The sequence below is a fragment of the Pseudoflavonifractor sp. genome, assembly GCF_050943825.1.
Classification (GTDB): Bacteria; Bacillota; Clostridia; order Oscillospirales; family Oscillospiraceae; genus Pseudoflavonifractor.
Genome location: NZ_JBMNPX010000001.1, coordinates 251,580 through 269,199, shown reverse-complemented (window position 1 = coordinate 269,199; position 17,620 = coordinate 251,580). Strand labels below are relative to the sequence as shown.

General features: G+C 52.9%; 11 protein-coding genes. All 11 read left to right on the top strand.

Features of this window, described 5'->3' with window-relative positions; all coding sequences use genetic code 11:
• The first annotated feature begins 315 nt into the window (after positions 1-315).
• The 11 genes from ACOX7T_RS01320 to ACOX7T_RS01270 all read left to right on the top strand — a co-directional run bounded on the left by ACOX7T_RS01320 (position 316) and on the right by ACOX7T_RS01270 (position 17,611).
• Positions 316-783, top strand: a complete 468-nt coding sequence (locus ACOX7T_RS01320; protein ID WP_433439102.1) for a hypothetical protein — start codon at positions 316-318, stop codon at positions 781-783.
• A 323-nt stretch (positions 784-1,106) separates the two neighbouring features.
• The gene (locus ACOX7T_RS01315) at positions 1,107-3,230 is read left to right on the top strand and encodes a sigma-54-dependent Fis family transcriptional regulator (protein ID WP_433439100.1); all 2,124 of its coding nucleotides are present in this window, start codon (positions 1,107-1,109) and stop codon (positions 3,228-3,230) included.
• A 260-nt stretch (positions 3,231-3,490) separates the two neighbouring features.
• Positions 3,491-4,624: a butyrate kinase gene (gene buk, locus ACOX7T_RS01310; RefSeq protein ID WP_433439098.1), complete on the top strand. Its 1,134-nt coding sequence runs from the start codon at positions 3,491-3,493 to the stop codon at positions 4,622-4,624.
• A 33-nt stretch (positions 4,625-4,657) separates the two neighbouring features.
• On the top strand, positions 4,658-6,073 hold the full coding sequence (locus ACOX7T_RS01305; RefSeq protein ID WP_433439095.1) for an aldehyde dehydrogenase family protein: 1,416 nt from the start codon (positions 4,658-4,660) through the stop codon (positions 6,071-6,073).
• A 41-nt stretch (positions 6,074-6,114) separates the two neighbouring features.
• Positions 6,115-7,152: an alcohol dehydrogenase catalytic domain-containing protein gene (locus tag ACOX7T_RS01300; RefSeq protein WP_433439093.1), complete on the top strand. Its 1,038-nt coding sequence runs from the start codon at positions 6,115-6,117 to the stop codon at positions 7,150-7,152.
• A gap of 111 nt (positions 7,153-7,263) precedes the next feature.
• Positions 7,264-8,178, top strand: coding sequence for a phosphate acyltransferase (locus tag ACOX7T_RS01295; RefSeq protein ID WP_433439090.1), 915 nt, complete (start codon positions 7,264-7,266; stop codon positions 8,176-8,178).
• A gap of 43 nt (positions 8,179-8,221) precedes the next feature.
• Positions 8,222-9,478 carry an MFS transporter gene (locus tag ACOX7T_RS01290; protein ID WP_433439089.1) on the top strand — a complete coding sequence of 419 codons (1,257 nt, stop codon included), beginning with the start codon at positions 8,222-8,224 and terminating at the stop codon, positions 9,476-9,478.
• A gap of 9 nt (positions 9,479-9,487) precedes the next feature.
• Positions 9,488-10,429, top strand: a complete 942-nt coding sequence (locus ACOX7T_RS01285; RefSeq protein ID WP_433439087.1) for a glycyl-radical enzyme activating protein — start codon at positions 9,488-9,490, stop codon at positions 10,427-10,429.
• Between the two features lie 42 nt (positions 10,430-10,471).
• The gene (hpfG, locus tag ACOX7T_RS01280) at positions 10,472-12,982 is read left to right on the top strand and encodes a (2S)-3-sulfopropanediol dehydratase (protein ID WP_433439085.1); all 2,511 of its coding nucleotides are present in this window, start codon (positions 10,472-10,474) and stop codon (positions 12,980-12,982) included.
• A 177-nt stretch (positions 12,983-13,159) separates the two neighbouring features.
• On the top strand, positions 13,160-14,302 hold the full coding sequence (locus ACOX7T_RS01275; protein ID WP_433439082.1) for an iron-containing alcohol dehydrogenase: 1,143 nt from the start codon (positions 13,160-13,162) through the stop codon (positions 14,300-14,302).
• 609 nt (positions 14,303-14,911) lie between these two features.
• Positions 14,912-17,611, top strand: a complete 2,700-nt coding sequence (locus ACOX7T_RS01270) for a molybdopterin cofactor-binding domain-containing protein (protein WP_433439080.1) — start codon at positions 14,912-14,914, stop codon at positions 17,609-17,611.
• Positions 17,612-17,620: the final 9 nt, after the last annotated feature.

Below are 17,620 nucleotides of genomic sequence, written 5' to 3'. Positions count from 1 at the left end.
GATTTTTTGTGTCATGAAGGGAAAATGCCCTCAAAATACGCTGAAATGCTGCCTTGAAACATGCGCGAAAAAATTTGTGGTGCCCCAATGGTGCCCGGCGCCAAAAAATGATCCCCGGGATGCTATGTGGGTCTAAGGGAAAACGTGGCTGTCCGATGGAAGATGGCGGGGTGAATGTGCACCTTTTTTTAGAAAAATAAGGATATATTAACAGCACAAGGTATGATATAATGGATTCGCCGCACATGGAACTTACTGGTGTGCAGAGGAAGTTCAGCATATGAGAAAAAAGAGCGGAGACGGGAGAGAGATTTTATGGGAATTACCTTCTTGATTGGAATTGTAGTGCTGATGTTTCTGGCGTTGGTAAAGGGGACAGTGGATGCTGCGATCGGGCTTATAACAGTTCTGTTCTGGGCATTTGTGGTTAAAAATATTGTTCAGGATGTTATTTTGGGATTTCTCAAGAACCGTAATACATTGGGTATGACTATATGGCATTTTGCAATAGATATGGCGCGCATCTGGTTGTATTTTACTATGGTGAACCGATACGCCGTCCAGTATGCATCCAGCGGAGGAATCGGCTTTTTTGGAGCGATGTTTAATTTTATCCTCTATTTCGTGATAGGAGGCGCTCTATTTTTGGCGGGAGAGATCTTGAGTATCCTCCATGTCTTTCGGACCAAAGCGGAGGATGCTCAGACAAAGCATTTTTCAATTGGCGCTGATATCGCATGTCTGGCCGTGCTGGGGGGATTCTCCCTACTTTGTATCATCTGAGTATTGTAGAACTGTTGACTGAGGCTCGGAGTGAGGAAGAGGAGAAGCAAAAGAGCGCCATGCCTGTTTCCATGTGAATAAAGGAAAAGATGAGACCGTCGGGGTGTCGCCAAAGACTGCGATCCCCGGCGGTTCTCTGTATATAGCATAAAGGAAGAACTGGTCAAAATGATAGGAGTGTGTTAAAATATGAGAAACTTAAGTCTCAAAAAAGATAATCTTTGAGAAATATAAGGAATGGAGTAACCGTCATTTGTGCCTCTATATGAAGACAGATAAATCTGTTTGACAGAAGAACGTTATAGAGAGTTGGAGGAGTAGAGATGTACAGCGGCAATGTTGAACATACAGAGTCACATCTTGTAGAGGACGTTTACAATATAAAAGCGCAAAAAGAGAATAGTTCTGTTGAGCCAGTAAGACCCGGAGTAGAGTCAAAGGCGTTTGCATTACTTAAGCAATATTGGAGAACCTTCATTGAAACAGGGGAGATTTGTGAGTTCGTGCGCCCGGAGATTGCAGAGTCGTGGAAACGCAGTATAAAATACGGTGTAAATCCTACTGAAAAAAATAAGAATTACGCATTTTTACCAGATCCTGAAGTTAAAAAACTATTAAATGAGAACCAAGCTCTGCTTGATGTGGCATATCCGTTGATGTCAAGAACGGTAGACTATATCGAGGGAACACAGTGTGCATTGACATTACACGACAAGAATTGCCGCCTTATCTGCCATATGTTTGCCGGTGATGATCAGGGCTTCTACAGGTCTTCAGCGGGCTTTAATATAGGTGCAGCATGGGACGAGAAGACAATTGGCACCTGCGCTCCGTCGCTTTGTATCCGGCTGGATCAGGATGTACAGCTGATAGGTGCGGAGCACTTTAAAGAAAATCTTGGGGGTCTGGCATGTACAGCCTCGCCTATTCATGCAAAAAACGGCGAAGTAATTGGGTGTATTAATATGTTTGGAGACTATAAAAAGCTGTCTTCACACACCAGAGCCCTTGTAAAGCAGATGGCGCTGCTCATCCAATCGGAGCTAAATCTGAAAGAATCATCGCAGATGGTGCAGAAAGTATTCAATCTGATGACAGAGGGGATCATTGTCCTGGACGAGCAATGCCATGCGGTTACGGCAAACAACAGGGCTGCAGCCATACTCCAACTGCCGCAGAAGTCGGTTGTATCTCTTGACTTCAGACAGGTTTTCCGTGCAGAGCATTTGGAGAACAGACTGATGCATGAGACGGTTCCGTTTACTTACGCGGAATATCCGCTCCATATAGGAGAGGGTGAAGTAGTCTGTGGAGTCACCGTAACCCCTATGCTGGAGGAAGGAAAACGTGAAGGAGCGCTTATTACATTGCGCAGACCCCAGCGCAGTGAACAATCTTCGATGAAGAAGCCGGGAAACCACGCTAGCTATACCTTTGATAATATTCTCTCACAGGATAGCGGCATTATGGCGTTGAAGGACATGTTAAGGCGTGTGAGCAGTACAGGGCATTGTATTCTGCTGGAGGGTGAAAGCGGGACAGGAAAGGAATTGTTTGCGCATGCCTTACATACTGAGAGTGACTGGAATGAAGGACCTTTCGTTACAGTAAACTGTGGTTCGCTCCCAAGGTCCCTTATTGAAAGTGAGCTTTTCGGCTACGAAAAAGGTTCTTTTACAGGGGCGCGGAGCGAAGGAAGTCCGGGAAAATTTGAGCTTGCAGATGGCGGAACAATTTTTCTGGACGAGATTGGTGAACTGCCATTGGAGATTCAAGCGACATTGCTGAGGGTTTTGGACAACCACAGGGTTAGGAGGATTGGAGCCAAAGCAGAGCGAAGTTTGAACTTCCGTGTTGTCGCAGCCACAAACAGAAACCTGTACGAAGAGGTGAAGCGCGGAAAATTCAGAAGCGATTTGTATTTCAGACTCAGTGTTTTGAAATATGATATTCCGCCCTTGAGAGCGCGCGGAAACGACGTATGTATACTGGCAAATCATTTTCTGGAAGAGATGAATCGAAATAGCGCCCAGGATTTTAAGGAGTTCTCGGCAGAATTTTATAGTATACTGACGCAATACTCATGGCCCGGAAATGTACGAGAACTCCGAAATGTTGTAACACGTGGATTTTATGCAAGCTCAGGGCCTGTAATCATGAAGAAGGATCTGCCCCAATATGTTCTGGAACAGATGGGAATGTCCAAAGCACCTATTACACCAGCGCAGCGAACTGAAGCAGTGCCGGAAAGAGCACCGGTGAGTGTAAAAGAGTTTGAAAAGCGGCAGATATTGGACGCACTGCGCCAATGCGGAGGAAATGTGGTTGCAGCGGGAAAGCTGTTGGGCTTCAGCAAGGCAACAATCTACCGGCGGATTAAAGCATATCAAATCCAGTTGACCAGAAAGAGTGGAGGAGCGGAAGGAGAGAACGGAGATAATTTCTAATGGAGTCTCAACTGTGATTCATAAATGAGACTAGTATCAATTTAAGTATCAAAAACGAAACTTGGTAGTAAGATATGTTTGGTAAGCGCCAACAATGAATGCCTGCAATAGGTCCGAAATCTCGGCTAGTGGGCATAATTGTTGGCGTTTTCCTTTTTGTGATAACACATCGAATGTTGGCACGCCACTTGCTTTATAAATATGGCAAGAATAAGGACATACCACATGTATGTTTTTCTTCCAGGCAGGAGAACTGAGCGGTGCCCCTTATTCGATTTCTGATTCATGCTGAGAAAGGAGTTGGTAAATTGTTTGTAATACTCAATTTGAACCTGGGCTCTACCTCTACCAAAGTATCGATTTACGAAGATGAAAAACTGTTTCAGGAATTTACCGCGAGGCACACAGACGAAGAAATGCTGGCTGCACCAACCCAAAAGGAACAGATTGCGATGCGAAAGCAATGTATCCAAAAGTGGCTGAGGGAAAGCAACATTTCACTGGATCGCATTGACGCCGCGGTTGTACGAATGGTAGGCCTGCGCAGATGTGTAAAAAGTGGTACATACCAGATTGGTGAGGTGCTGCGCAAAGATATCTATGCGCTCTATGAGCCTGACGGAGTGATCCGGCATTCAGCCGGGTTGACGGTTCCTCTTTTGGAAGAGCTGATGGAGGGCCGCAACATTCCGATTTATATGGTGGATACAGTACACGTTAATGAGTTCAAAGATGTGGCGCGCATTACCGGTCACCCCAAATTTGAGTGGGTGAGTGTACAGCACACATTGAATCAAAAGGCAATCGCACGCCTGGCAGCAGCTGAACTTGGCAAGCCCTATGAGGCATGCAAATTTGTTGTCGCCCATTTGGGTGGAGGCGTCTCCATTGGCGCACATGAGTATGGCCGTATTGTAGACAGCAGTAACTGCGGTGCGGGCTGCAGCGGGCCTTTCAGTCCTACCAGAACGGGGACACTGCCGACTATGCCGCTGATTGAGATGTGTTACAGCGGCAAGTATACTTATAAAGAAATGGAAAAGATGATTATGAAGGAAGGCGGTTTTGCTGCCTACCTTGGTGTCACCGACTGCAGAGCCGCAGAAGAAATGGCTGAAAATGGCGATGAGAAAGCAGATTTGATTCTGCGGGCGTTTGCCTATCAGGTAGCCAAAGAAATTGGCGCGCAATGCGCTGCACTGCAGTTCCGTGATATTGATGCGATTCTTCTTACAGGCGGCATCTCGTACTCCAAACGGATTGTGAGTGATATCAAGCATTACTTGGGCGATATCGCTCCTGTGCGCGTCTATCCTGGCGAGCGGGAGGCGGAAGCCATGGTTGACGGTGTGCTCCAGGTCCTCAGAGGTCAGAGAGAGGCAATGGTCCTGTAAGAGATTATCTAAAATATTAAGGGGGAGATACAAATGGCGAATCAGACTCCGGAATATGTACAGAACTACATTATGAACCTGGTGGAAAAAGGAAAAGCGGCGCAGAAGGCCTATGAGCGCACGTTTGTCACACAAGAGGCCGTAGACCGTGTGGTTCATGATGTGGGCAAAGCAATTTATGACAACGCCAGAATGCTCTGTGAAGAGGCTGTGGCTGAGACGGGAATGGGAAGCCTGGAAGGCAAGATGGCGAAGCTCCATAGCGTTACCTTGCGCAACTGGAACTTTATGAAGGGACGCCCCTCCGTCGGCGTAATCGATGACTTTTCCGAGCCGGGCATCAAAATCATCGCAAAGCCTATGGGCGTGATCGGCGCGGTTATGCCCAGCACCAATCCTATTGCCACGGTGATCGGCAACAGCATGATGGCGCTGAAGAGCCGCAACGCTATCATCATTGCTTCGCACCCTGCTTCTGCAAAGGGCTCCACCCACACCACACAGATTATCCGGGAGACGCTTGAAAAGCTGGGCGCGCCCATCGATCTGGTGCAGTGTATTGAGGAACCCTCTATCGAAATGACGACAGAACTGCTCAAGCAGGCGGATGTGAATATTGCCACTGGCGGCGCCGGAATGGTAAAGGCTGTCTATTCTGCCGGCCGTCCGGCCTATGGCGTGGGTCAGGGCAATTGCCAGGCCATCGTGGATGCGGACTATGAGGACTTCAAACGCATTGCAGCGACCTGTGTCGCCAACCGCTCCATGGATGAAGGCGTACCCTGCACCGGCGAGCAGACAATGATTATTCCCGCTGCCCGTGAGCAGGAGATGCTGGATGCACTCAGAGCTGCCGGGGCCTATGTCATTACAGATTCTGAAACGATTGATAAAATCCGCAGCATCATTTTCCCCACGCACCAGATCAACCGGGGCGTTGTGGGACGGTCTGCCCGTCAGCTGGGAGAAATCTTCGGCATTGATATTCCGGAAGGGACCAAGGTTATTGTGCTGAAGAATCAGGCTCGGGGAAGAGAGGACATGCTCTGCAAGGAGATCCTCTGTCCCGTCATCCGGTACACGACCTATACGGAGTTTGAGGATGCGGTGAATATCGCCATTGCCAATCTGGAATATGAGGGCGCCGGACACAGCAGCAGCATCTGGAGCAAGCACGAGGACCATATCAGCTACGCAGCCAGTCTCCTGCCCGTTGGCCGCTTCCATATCGAGCAGCCCACCATCGGCGCCCGCAACGCGATTGCGCCCACCGTTACAATTGGATGTGGTTCCTGGGGCAACAACAGCCTGTCTGAGAACCTGCAGTATTATAATCTGATGAATGTCACCCGGGTGACCACCTCTCTGGCAAACTACACGCCCGACAAGCCGGAGGACTGGGACGATTGGAACATGCGTCTGGACTGGGGAACCAAAGTCCGCTATTGATGCTGCAATACTCTCATTTAACGGGAGAGGAGTTTTCGGACATGAAAATGAATGCTGTGGTCCTGGAGAAGCATCAGCATCTTGTCTATAAGCAGGTCCCAATACCGGCGCTCAAGCCTGGAGAGGTGCGGATTGCAGTAAAATACTGCGGTGTATGCGGTACAGATCTCCATATTGTTTACGATGGCTCTCTCCGTTACCCGCATATTCCGGGGCACGAGATTACCGGCGTGGTCGTAGAGGCCGCCGATGAAGAAGGGGACGGGCTGATAGGCAAAGAGGTCACTGCTTACGGAATCATTGGCTGCGGACACTGTATTCACTGTCAGAATAAGGACTATTCCAAATGTCAGTCTTATACGTTTGTTGGCGCCGCGCGGGATGGAGGATTTGCAGAGTACGTCAATTACCCGGCGCGCAACGTCATTCCGCTGGCAGGGCTCTCTCTGCGCAGCGGTGCTCTGATTGAACCCACTGCGGTAACAGTCCATGCGATACGGCTTCTGCGTGAAATACCGAAGAGTTCCGTAGTGATTGGGACCGGCCCCATAGGGCTGCTGGCGGCCCAGGCACTGAGAGCCATGGGGACGCAGGATACAGTTGTTGTAGGCTTCAGCGACCGCAAAGCAGAGCTGGTGCGCAGCTTGGGCTTTGGGTTTGTCAACTGTACGAAGGAGTCTGTTGCGGAGCGACTGGCTGCCAGGGGATATGCTGACGGCGTACCGGCTGTGCTGGAGTGCTCAGGGCAGGTTACCGGACTAAATTGTGCCTTGAATGCGGCCAGTCCGGGCGGTGAAGTGGTTATGGTGGGCATATTTGAATCAGATGTCCTACTGGATGCCAAAGCATGTCATGGAATTCTGCGGAAGGAGCTCAGGGTATTCGGGTCGTGGATCAGCAGTCATTCCGCAGGCCAGAACGACAGTGACTGGTGTGTTGCCATGGATCTGATCCGCTGCGGGAAGATAGACACTGAGCAGATGATTACTTCAGAAATAGAGTTACAGGATGTGCCGGCAGCACTGGAGCAGCTTCACAGCGCGCGAGGAGCAGATATCAAAACCCTGATTCATGTTTGATATAACAGGGGATAGGAAAATTTAAATACAGAAATAGCTGCTTCATTAGACAGACACTGTGAGAGGGAGCGTTGAATAAAAAATCAGAGAGAAAGGATGGGAGATTCTGAAGTGGTAGTGAAAACATTGGATGAACTTTTTGCGCATGCAGAGGCTCAGCCAAGGAGGAAGATGGCAGTTGCCGCAGCGGAGGATGCCGGCGTTCTCCATGTGGTTCTGGAGGCCTATCACAATGGGGTGGTACAGCCCGTTCTGATAGGTGACGCCAAGCGGATTCGTACGCTGCTGCAGGAACAGCAGGCGGACATTCCGGATACATGGATCGTTGACGCCGAAAGCAATGCGGATGCTGCCAGAATTGCCGTAGACCTGGTGAAGCAGGGCGAGGCGGATATCCTGATGAAGGGGCTGATGCAGACAGCTGATTTGATGCGGCCTGTTGTCAACAAGGAACATGGCCTGAACAGGGGGCGCGTGATTTCACTGGTCTCCGTGATGGAGATTCCGGGTTATCACAAGCTGCTCACAGTCACAGACTGCGGCATCACAGCCAACCCCAATCTGGAACAGAAGAAGGGCATTTTGGAAAACGCAGTGGAGACATTGAAGAGCCTGGGAATTGAAAATCCCAAAGTGGCTGTGCTTTCTGCGTCTGAAACCGTTAACCCGAAGATACCGGACTCAACAGATGCCAAATGTCTGGCAGACATGAACCGGGGAGGGGAGATTACGGACTGCCTGGTAGAGGGCCCCATTTCAATGGATATTGCGCTGAGTGAATCCATCGCGCAGAAGAAGCACTATGAGAGCGCAGTCGCCGGTGATGCGGATATACTGCTCATGCCGAATGTGCTGGCAGGAAATCTGGCGGTGAAGCTGTTGGGACGGTTTGTGCCTGTCAAGACAGTATCTGTGGTGGCTGGAGCCGCAGCGCCCATTGTCCTGACCTCAAGAGGGACCTCTCACGAGAACAAGTACCGTGCCATTCTCCTTGCAGCTGCTGCGGTAAGCGGAAAAGAGCGGTAACCTATTTGCTCAGAACGTATTTCAAACGGAGGGAACTGTAAAAATGGACTATCAAAACAGTAAACGCAGATATTTTGTTCTGCTTCTGCTGATTCTCAACTCTGGCCTTTGCTTCTATGTCATGGGCTCTTCTCTGGGCCTGCTGGTCCCCACACTGGCCCAGGATATGCAGCTGACCACCGTGCAGGTTGGCGCCCTGATTGGCTCCATCTCTCTGGGATCGATGATTTTTTCCTTCTTTACCGGCCCGATCCTGGATAAATTCAGAACCAAGGTTGTCATGATCATCACCATGGTTCTTCTCGGCATTGCTCTGATTGCGCGAGGCCTGAGCACCAATTTTAACCTGCTCTATGTCATCTTTGTACTTAACGGTGTCCTCCAGGCTCTGCTCAATCCTGCGAACAACAAAATCTCCACCTACTGGTTCGGCAGAAAAGATGTATACATGGTAACCTCCTTCATCTCTGTGGGCCAGGGCATTGCCGGTGTGCTGGGCTATATCACCTTCCTGCCTCTGGTGGGCCTTCTGGGCAGCTGGAAAACCGTCTACTCCATGTTCGGCATTATCTTTATCGCACTTGCGGTGGTGTGGGTGTTCTTTGTCCCCTCTGTCAGCGACAAGGACAGCGCCCTGAACCGTGATATGAAGGTGGATGTGGAGCACCATACCTTCCTGATGGGTGTGAAGCAGATCTTCGGCAGCCGTCAGATCTGGCTGATCTTCCTGGGTACTTTCTTCTTCTTTGGAACGATCAACCTGTGGATGTCCCTCGCTCCCTCCGTGCTGTCGGAGATTGGCGGCATCGAACTGCAGACTGCCTCCAGCGTGTGTGCTGTGCTGAGTGTGGGCTCTACTCTGGGCTATTGGCTCTGCCCCATTATCTCCCAGAAGGTGGGCCTTCGCAAGCCTTTTATCGCACTGGCATTCCTCCTCTCCTGCGGCTGCGAAGCGCTGGCACTGGTTTTGCCGTTCAACTTCATGACGACTGGCCTTCTGATCTTCATCGGTGGCTTTATGCACGGCTGGGCTGTCACAGGTCCTCAGGGCATGCTTCTGGAGTCCAAGGAGGTCGGCGGCATCAATGCCGGACTGGCCGCATCGTTCTGGTTTGTATTTGGCAAGCTGAGCGCGGTGCTGCTCCCCATGATCAATTCGGCATTCCTGACCGCCGGTATGTTTGATAACGCCACCTCTCTGGCGGTTACTACCTCGATTGGCATTATCGGTATTGTGCCCATCCTGCTCGCCCGTGAGACCGGCCCCCGCGCCGCCCAAAAGGTTGCGGCGGAGAAGTGAGGCGCTGGCATGGAAAAAGGGACCGTTTTCAATATTCAGCGGTTTACGATTCATGACGGACCCGGCATCCGTACCGAGATTTTCCTGAAGGGCTGCTCCCTGAGATGCAAATGGTGCAGTAATCCGGAGAGCCTGCACAGCAAAATCGAGGTGGGCGTATACCGGGACAAGTGCATCGGCTGCAAGAGCTGCACCAAGGTATGTACCCAGGACGCCCTGCAATTTCTGGATGGCGGAATTAACAGCATTGACCGTGAACGCTGTACAGACTGTATGGAATGCAGTGAAGCGTGCCCGTCAAACGCGCTGAAGGCATGGGGAAAAGTCATGTCCTCCGGGGAAGTCGTGGAGGCCATTGAGCGCGATATGGAGTTTTACCGGAGATCCGGCGGAGGTGTAACCATCTCCGGCGGCGAGGCGCTTCTGCAGTGGAAATTTACCAAGGAAATTCTGCAGCAATGCAGGGAAAAGGAAATTCACACCTGCGTGGAGAGCGCCCTCAATGTCGACCGGACTGCTCTCGTGGAGGTACTGCCTTATACCGACCTGTTCATTACAGATATTAAGCATATGGACACAGAAGTACATCGTCAGTGGACGGGAGCGGGCAATGAACGGATTCTGGACAACATTCGCTGCCTGGCACAATCTTCCACGCCGTTTGTGATTCGCCTGCCCATTATACCCAATGTAAACGACAGCATGGAACACATCAAAGCGGTTTCTGATTTTCTGCGGCAGCTGGAGACAAAACCCGTTCAAATCCAGTTTTTAAGGTTCCGCAGGCTGGGTGAGGATAAGTACCGCTCACTTGGTTATCCGTATATCATGGAGAACTGCAATCCGGATCGCTCGGAGTTTGAGGCCAGAATTAAGGAGATGGTGGACTATATGATTTCATTTGGCCTCCCGGCTGCTGCAGGAACCACCCAGAAAATCAACCATACATAAACGGATAGCAAGGAACACTCATTTTTGAAAGGAGCATATGATATGAGCACCTGTAAAGCGCAAGGATATGACCGCTATGACCAGCATTACGGAGTCGGCTACCAGGTTGGTACCCACGAGTATTCTCCCTTTCCCAGGGTAAACAAGACAAGACAGGAATTCCTGGACACACCTTTTTACGTGGACACGCAGCGTGGAATGCTGGTCACGGAGGCCTACAAGAAATTTGAAAACTATCCTCAGATTCTGAAGGTCGCCAAAGCGTTCGAGATGGTTCTGACCAATGTGGACATCCACATCTATCCCGATGAGATGATCGTAGGTGAGGCCGCTGCACCCTTCAAGGCCGCGGCAGTGTTCCCCGAATTTTCCTATCACTGGATTAAAAATGAAATGGCCACAACCCCCTTCAACAAGCGCGACAGAGATACCTTTGAAATGAAGGACGGGGCAGTGGAGGACTTCAACTATATGACGGAGTACTGGCCCGGCAAGACCCTGGCCGATGCCATTGACGCTGATTGGGAGTACGATGAGCGTAAGGGCAGTCATATGGGTAAGGGAATCTATTTCCTCAATCTCTATTACCAGGCGGGCGTTGGGCATCTGGTGGCCGACTACGAGATGCTGATGGCCAATGGCTTCGGAAGCATCAGAGACAAGATTCAGAATAAGCTGAACGAGGTCGAGGCCAGCGAGAACCCGGATTCTGAGAAGCGGGATTTCTACAAGGCTGAGCTCATCTGCGTGAATGCAGCGATTCACTATGTCAAGCGCTATGCCGCACTGGCGGAAAAGATGGCTGCTGAGGAAAAGGATGAAAAGCGTAAGGCAGAGCTGCTCCGCATTGCATCCAACTGCGCGCAGGTGGCGGAAGGTCCCGCACGGGATTTCTGGGAGGCTCTGCAGCTGTGGCACATTGCAACCGACATGATCCTCATTGAGTCCAACGGACACTCTGTGTCCTACGGCCGCATGGATCAGTGGCTCTACCCCTATTACAAAAAGTCCCTGGACGAGGGGCTGCTCACCAAGGCGTTCATGCAGGAACTGCTGGAGCTGGCCTACATCAAGGCCGGCAGCAACACCAAGCTCAAGCCCATGTCCAAGCTGTACAATGCAGGCCAGGCATTTGCCGGCGAGAGCCTGACGGTGGGCGGCGTGGATAAGAGAGGCCAGGATGCCACAAACGACCTGACCTTCATGATGATTGACGCCAGCGTCCATACCCGACTCATTGTGCCCTGGCTCTGTGTCAGAATGCATGCCAATACCCCCTATGAGCTGAAGGTAAAGGTGGCGGAAGCCATCCGCGCCGGCTATGGTCATCCGAAGGTCTACAATGATGAGGCAGCCATTCCTGCCGCCATGTCCAAGGGCAGAACGCTGGAGGAGGCCCGCGATTACGCAGTCGTCGGCTGCGTGGAAATCGACACGCCGGGTAAGGAGTACGGCTGGCACGATGCCGCGTACTACAATATTGCCAAGGTCCTTGAGCTGGCCCTCAACAATGGCCAGTGCACCAACTGCAGCGACCAGTGCCCCATGTATAAGACCTGCGCCGGAGTGGGCAGCAAACTGGGTCCCTCCACCGGTAGCCTGGCCGACTTCAAGTCCTATGATGAGCTGTGGGCTTCCTTTGAGGCTCAGATGAAGTACTGGACGGACAAGATGGTCTCTGCACTCAACGTGATGGATCGCGTCCATCAGCGGATGAAGCCCCTGCCTTATCTCTCGCTTCTCTATCCTGATTGCGCAGAGAATGGACAGGACATTGCCCGCGGCGGCACTCGCTTTAACCATACCGGTCCCCAGGGCAACGGCCTGGGAACTACGGTGGACGGTCTGAGCGCCATCAAGCAGCTGGTCTTCGAGGAGAAGAAGTATACAGGCGCACAGTTCCTTGACGCCCTGAAGAAAAACTGGGAGGGCTATGATGCCCTGTATGCGCTGGTCAACAGTGAGAAGGTGCATCACTGGTGCAACGACGACGACTTTGCCGATGACATCGCCAAGGAAGTCTACAACACCTACTGCAAGTATGTGGAGCGGCGGCCCAATGCCCGTGGCGGCACATTTACGCCCGGCATCTACTCCGTGTCCACCAATACCGGTCTTGGCGGAATTATGGGAGCGTCTCCTGACGGCCGGAAGGCTGGCGAGGCAATCTCCGATAACCTGAGCGGCGTACATACGGCTGCCTCCTGCCACGAGGTCAGCGGTCCCACCGCGATTACCAATTCCGTTACAAAGCTGGATCATTCCCGCGGTACGAACGGCACGCTGCTGAACTGGAAGTTCTCTCCCGAGTGCCTGTCTGGAGAAGCGGGACGGGACAACATCATCAACCTGATTGATACCTATTTCGCAAAGAAGGGTATGCACAGCCAGTTCAACATCATCAGTGCCGATACCATGAAGGATGCCATGGTCCACCCTGAGAACTACAAGGATCTCCTGGTCCGTGTGGCCGGCTTCAGCGCGTACTTTGTACTGCTCAGCAAGCCGCTGCAGATGGATATTATCGGCCGTACTGAGCTGTCTTTTGAGTAAGAGATATAGATAGCAAAACGGCCATATAGAAGATCCCAGGTAAGACAGCCATTCCGGCAGAACCGATGCGCCACCAGTTTTTGCGGACCGGTGGCGCATCGTTCCTGCTTGGAGCAGCAATGTATCTGACTGATGTCAGCCTGTCGGTTACCTGGTGAATACAAAGGAGCAAATTATATGCACAATTTTACGTTTTCTATCCCGCAAAATATTTCCTTTGGAGAGGGAAGCCTGTCTCAGCTGTCCACGCTGCTGAAGCAGAAGCAGCTGGAACGCATTCTGCTTATTTCCGACCGGAGCCTGGAACAGCTTGGGGTTGTAGATAAGATCAAAACCATTGTCCAAGAAGCTGGGGTGGATGTGCTCCCTTTTGTGGATGTTGAGCCCAATCCGTCCGTTGCGACAGTGGAGAAAGCCAGAGACGCTTATTTGGCCTTTGACGCTTCCGGGATTATCGCACTGGGAGGCGGCAGTCCCATGGATGTTGCGAAGGCGGCGAGCATTCTCGTTTCGTATGGGGGGTCTATCGTTCAATATGAGGGCCGCGCTCAGATCCCGGGTCCCCTTGTACCTGTGATTGCAATTCCAACTACTGCAGGAACCGGAAGTGAGGCGACTGCGGCAGCTGTAATCAGCGACCCGGTCCGAAATTATAAGTTTTCCGTGGTCAGCCGTGAGATTTTACCCTGCCATGTTATTCTGGATCCTGAACTGCTCTACTCTCTGCCCGCCTCTGTTGCCGCGGCAACCGGAATTGATGCACTGATCCATGCGATGGAGGCCTATCTTTCTCTTGAAGCAACACCTTTTTCTGATGCGATGGCAAAACAAGCAATGGCGCTGATTGGGGCGAATATTCGCAGGTTTGTGGCAGACCGTCAGGACAAGGAGGCGGCCGGCGCGATGATGGTTGGCAGCAATTTTGCTGGATTGGCTTTCTCAAGCGCAAGACTGGGGAATGTCCACGCCCTCTCCCATCCTGTGAGCGCACATTTCCATGTTGCTCATGGTGTGGCAAATGCAATCCTGCTTCCCTATGTACTGGAATACAATGCGCCTGCAGACAGAGGCCGTTACCAGGAGATTTATCAGTACATTCATTGCGGAGAGACGAGCAAATTTGATGCTGCATTGCTGATCGATGAAGTACGCCATCTGCTGAAGGAACTGAAAATGCCTGAGAAGCTCTCCGATGTGGGCGTAACGGAGGACAAAATTCCTCTGATGGCAGAGGATGTAATGAAGAGCGGAGCAACTACCAGCAATCCGAGGCACACCACGCTTGAGGACGTGCTGCAGCTGTATCAAGAAGCACTGTAAATGAGAAAATAATTCGTCCTCTCTCCTTAAGAGTTCACAGAGACCGGAGGACAATGCATTATATAGTCCCGAGCGAGCGGCGGCCAATATGGCCGCCGCTTTTTTATACAGAAGCGTTAAGATATGTCCTCCAAAGAAGCTCTGGCTATGTGAATACCAAAGCTCCCTTCCATAATGTGAGGAACCTGATATACTAGTTTATGTAGAGAGTTGGGCAGCGGAAAAACATCATGGGAGAGAAACTGGAACCGTACAAAATCAAAACTGGAGGAGGTGAGAAAAGGCAACGGCCTATGGAGGGTGCGTTGAATATTTCACAAAATGTACTTCGGATAAAAAACGCACAATTTTGAAGTGAATGATAGAAAATGAGAAAAAATGTAGAAAAAAGAGAGCGAAAACTGCTGGTTTATGCTTCGGCTTTCATGCACAAAGAAATAAAAGAAAGTTTGTGTGAAGCATCCCAGGCAGACAGGCGGATGATCTGATATAATCGGTATGTGAAAAAAGCCACAATCATGCTGGCGATGACAGATATGATAGGATTTGACGGGGAGCAGAATGCTTTGGGCGAGCGGGTGCTCCCGCATATATGGATGGAGTGTTGACATGAAAGAAGCGGCGATTCAGTTTGTACTGAACGGGAACCGGATCTCCTGTACTTGCGATCCGGACATGACCCTTCTTCGGTACCTGCGGGGAACAGCATGCCTGAAGGGCGCAAAGAACGGTTGCGGAACCGGCCACTGCGGAGCCTGTACGGTACTGATGAACGGGCGGCCCATCCGCTCCTGTATTACCAAGATGTCCCGGATAGACGGGGCCGAGATTCTCACGATTGAGGGACTGAAGGGGGAGGACGGCGGTCTTCATCCCATTCAGAAGGCGTTTCTGGACGTGGGGGCCATCCAGTGCGGCTTCTGCACGCCGGGCATGGTGCTGGCAGCCAAAGCGCTGCTGGACAAGAACCCCAATCCCACCGAGCAGGAGATAGTCAAGGCCCTGGAGCACAACTACTGCCGCTGCACCGGCTACGTAAAGATTATTGAGGCGGTCTATCTGGCGGCGGCCCGGCTCCGGGGAGAGGAGCCCAGCCAGGAGGAGATTCGGTTCCTGGAGCACAGCACCATCTCCCTGGGTGAGCAGGAGGAGCAGGAGCCCCAGGAGCACAGAGTGCTGGGCAAGTCCATCTGGGACCTGGATGGTCCTGCCAAGGCAGACGGCACCCTGGCCTACTGCGGAGATATGGTGCGCAAGGATATGGCCTACGGCGCCTTCGTGTGGGCCCCTGCGCCCAAGGGTACGGTCACTGGTCTGGACCTGTCCGAGGCGGAGGCTATGCCCGGTGTGCTCCGCGTCATTACAGCCAAGGACGTACCCGGCGAGAACCGGCTGGGTACCTTTGACCGGGAGCAGCCTGTATTCTGCGATGAAGAATTCAACTTCCTGGGCGATATGCTGGCCCTGGTGGTGGCCGAGAGCGAGGAGCAGGCCAGAGCGGCGGCCCAGGCGGTAAAGGTCAGCTGGCAGGCTGCCGACGGTATTTACAGCATTGAGGACGGCATCGCCAAGGGCTCCATCCTCATGGAGAACGGCCGCCAGACCGGCGACGTGGAGGCGGCCAGAGGACAGGCGGCGGTGACCGTGTCCGGCGACTATGAGCTGGAGCGGATTGAGCACGGCTGTCTGGAGCCTGAGTGCGCGATGGGCTGCATTGAGGACGGGATGCTGACGGTGTACGCCACCACCCAGTCTCCCTTTGAGATCCGGCGGATGCTGGGCCACATCATGGCCATGGATGAGAGTGCCATCAAGGTGGTGGGCACCCATCTGGGCGGCGGCTTCGGCAGCAAGTGCGATGCCCACATCGAGGCGGCAGCGGCTGTGGCAGCCCATGTGATGAACGGTCCGGTGATGATCACGCTGGACCGGCGGGAGTCCCTGCTGCTGTCCACCAAGCGCCACGCCTACCATACCAGCTATAAAGTCGGTTTTAACGCTGATGGCACTTTCTCCTATCTGGATGCCTCCCTCTGCTCTGACGCCGGCCCCTATAACAACCTGAGCGGCGGCGTGCTGATGCAGAGCTGCATCTTTGCCGGTGGCCCTTACCATATTCCCATCATCTCGGTGAAGGGCAAGGCGGTGCGCACCAACAACGTGCTGGGCGGCGCCTTCCGGGGATTCGGCATCAACCAGGGCGCCATCTGCATCGAGACCCTGATGGACGAGGCGGCAGAAAAGCTGGGGCTGGACCCCTTCGAGATCCGCCGGCGCAACGCGCTGCGCATTGGCTCCCGCACCGTGGGCGGCGAGCTGCTCAAGCACAGCGTGGGTCTTGTGGATACCATCAACCTCTGTGAAAAGCTGACCCGTGAGGCGGTGGCAGAGTACGCGCCTCTGTATCCCCAGGGGGACAAGGTCTTGGGCGTGGGCGTGGCCAGCGGCTATAAGAACGTGGGCGTAGGCAAGGGCGTGCCCGACGACGGCGGCTGTATCCTCACCATCAAAGAGGACGGCCGGCTGGAGATGCGGGTGTCCGGCATCGACATGGGCCAGGGCTTCCGTACCGCCATGCTCCAGATCTGTGCTGAGGCCACTGGCTGGAAGATTGAAGATATCGACGTTATCTCGGGTGACACCTCCCGTACCCTGCGGCACGGACAGGCGGTCAGCGAGCGGCAGACCCTCAACTCGGGTCACGCCGTTGTGGAGGCGGCCGCCCGTCTGAAGACGGAATGTGAGTCCAACCCCTGGAAGCCGGGCGAGCGGCGGCAGGCGGAGTATTACTTCGTGGCGCCCCCCACCTACAAGCTGGAGGACGAGGAGGCTCGCCGTACCCAGGGCGACGAGTACCGCAACTATCCCGCCTACGCCTACACCACCCAGGCAGCCATCGTGGAGGTGGACAAGTCCAACGGCAAGGTGAAGGTACTGAAAGTTGTGGCAGCCCACGATGTGGGCCGGGCCATTAACCCCCATATCATTGAGGGCCAGATTGAGGGCAGCTGCTCCATGGGCATCGGTTACGCTCTCCAGGAGTCCTTCCCGTCGGAGAACGGCGTGCCCGTCAACCTGTACTACGGCAAACTGGGCCTGCCCAAGGCAGGGGAGACCCCGGCCTACGAGATTGCTCTGGTGGAGGACCCGGAGCCTCTGGGGCCCTTCGGCGCCAAGGGAATCTCCGAGGTGGCCACCGTGCCCATGACCCCGGCGGTGCTCAACGCCATCCACGACGCCGTGGGTGTCAGAATGCGCTGTCTGCCCGCCACACCAGAGCGAGTGCTGGAGGCTATAAAACAGGGATAAGGAGGTCGG

What these genes read in the sequence shown, in the direction of transcription:
- ACOX7T_RS01275 (WP_433439082.1), top strand. Translation starts at nt 13,160, where the DNA reads ATGCACAATTTTACGTTTTCTATCCCGCAAAATATTTCCTTTGGAGAG.
- ACOX7T_RS01300 (WP_433439093.1), top strand. Translation starts at nt 6,115, where the DNA reads ATGAAAATGAATGCTGTGGTCCTGGAGAAGCATCAGCATCTTGTCTAT.
- ACOX7T_RS01285 (WP_433439087.1), top strand. Translation starts at nt 9,488, where the DNA reads ATGGAAAAAGGGACCGTTTTCAATATTCAGCGGTTTACGATTCATGAC.
- ACOX7T_RS01290 (WP_433439089.1), top strand. Translation starts at nt 8,222, where the DNA reads ATGGACTATCAAAACAGTAAACGCAGATATTTTGTTCTGCTTCTGCTG.
- ACOX7T_RS01320 (WP_433439102.1), top strand. Translation starts at nt 316, where the DNA reads ATGGGAATTACCTTCTTGATTGGAATTGTAGTGCTGATGTTTCTGGCG.
- ACOX7T_RS01315 (WP_433439100.1), top strand. Translation starts at nt 1,107, where the DNA reads ATGTACAGCGGCAATGTTGAACATACAGAGTCACATCTTGTAGAGGAC.
- ACOX7T_RS01305 (WP_433439095.1), top strand. Translation starts at nt 4,658, where the DNA reads ATGGCGAATCAGACTCCGGAATATGTACAGAACTACATTATGAACCTG.
- hpfG (WP_433439085.1), top strand. Translation starts at nt 10,472, where the DNA reads ATGAGCACCTGTAAAGCGCAAGGATATGACCGCTATGACCAGCATTAC.
- ACOX7T_RS01270 (WP_433439080.1), top strand. Translation starts at nt 14,912, where the DNA reads ATGAAAGAAGCGGCGATTCAGTTTGTACTGAACGGGAACCGGATCTCC.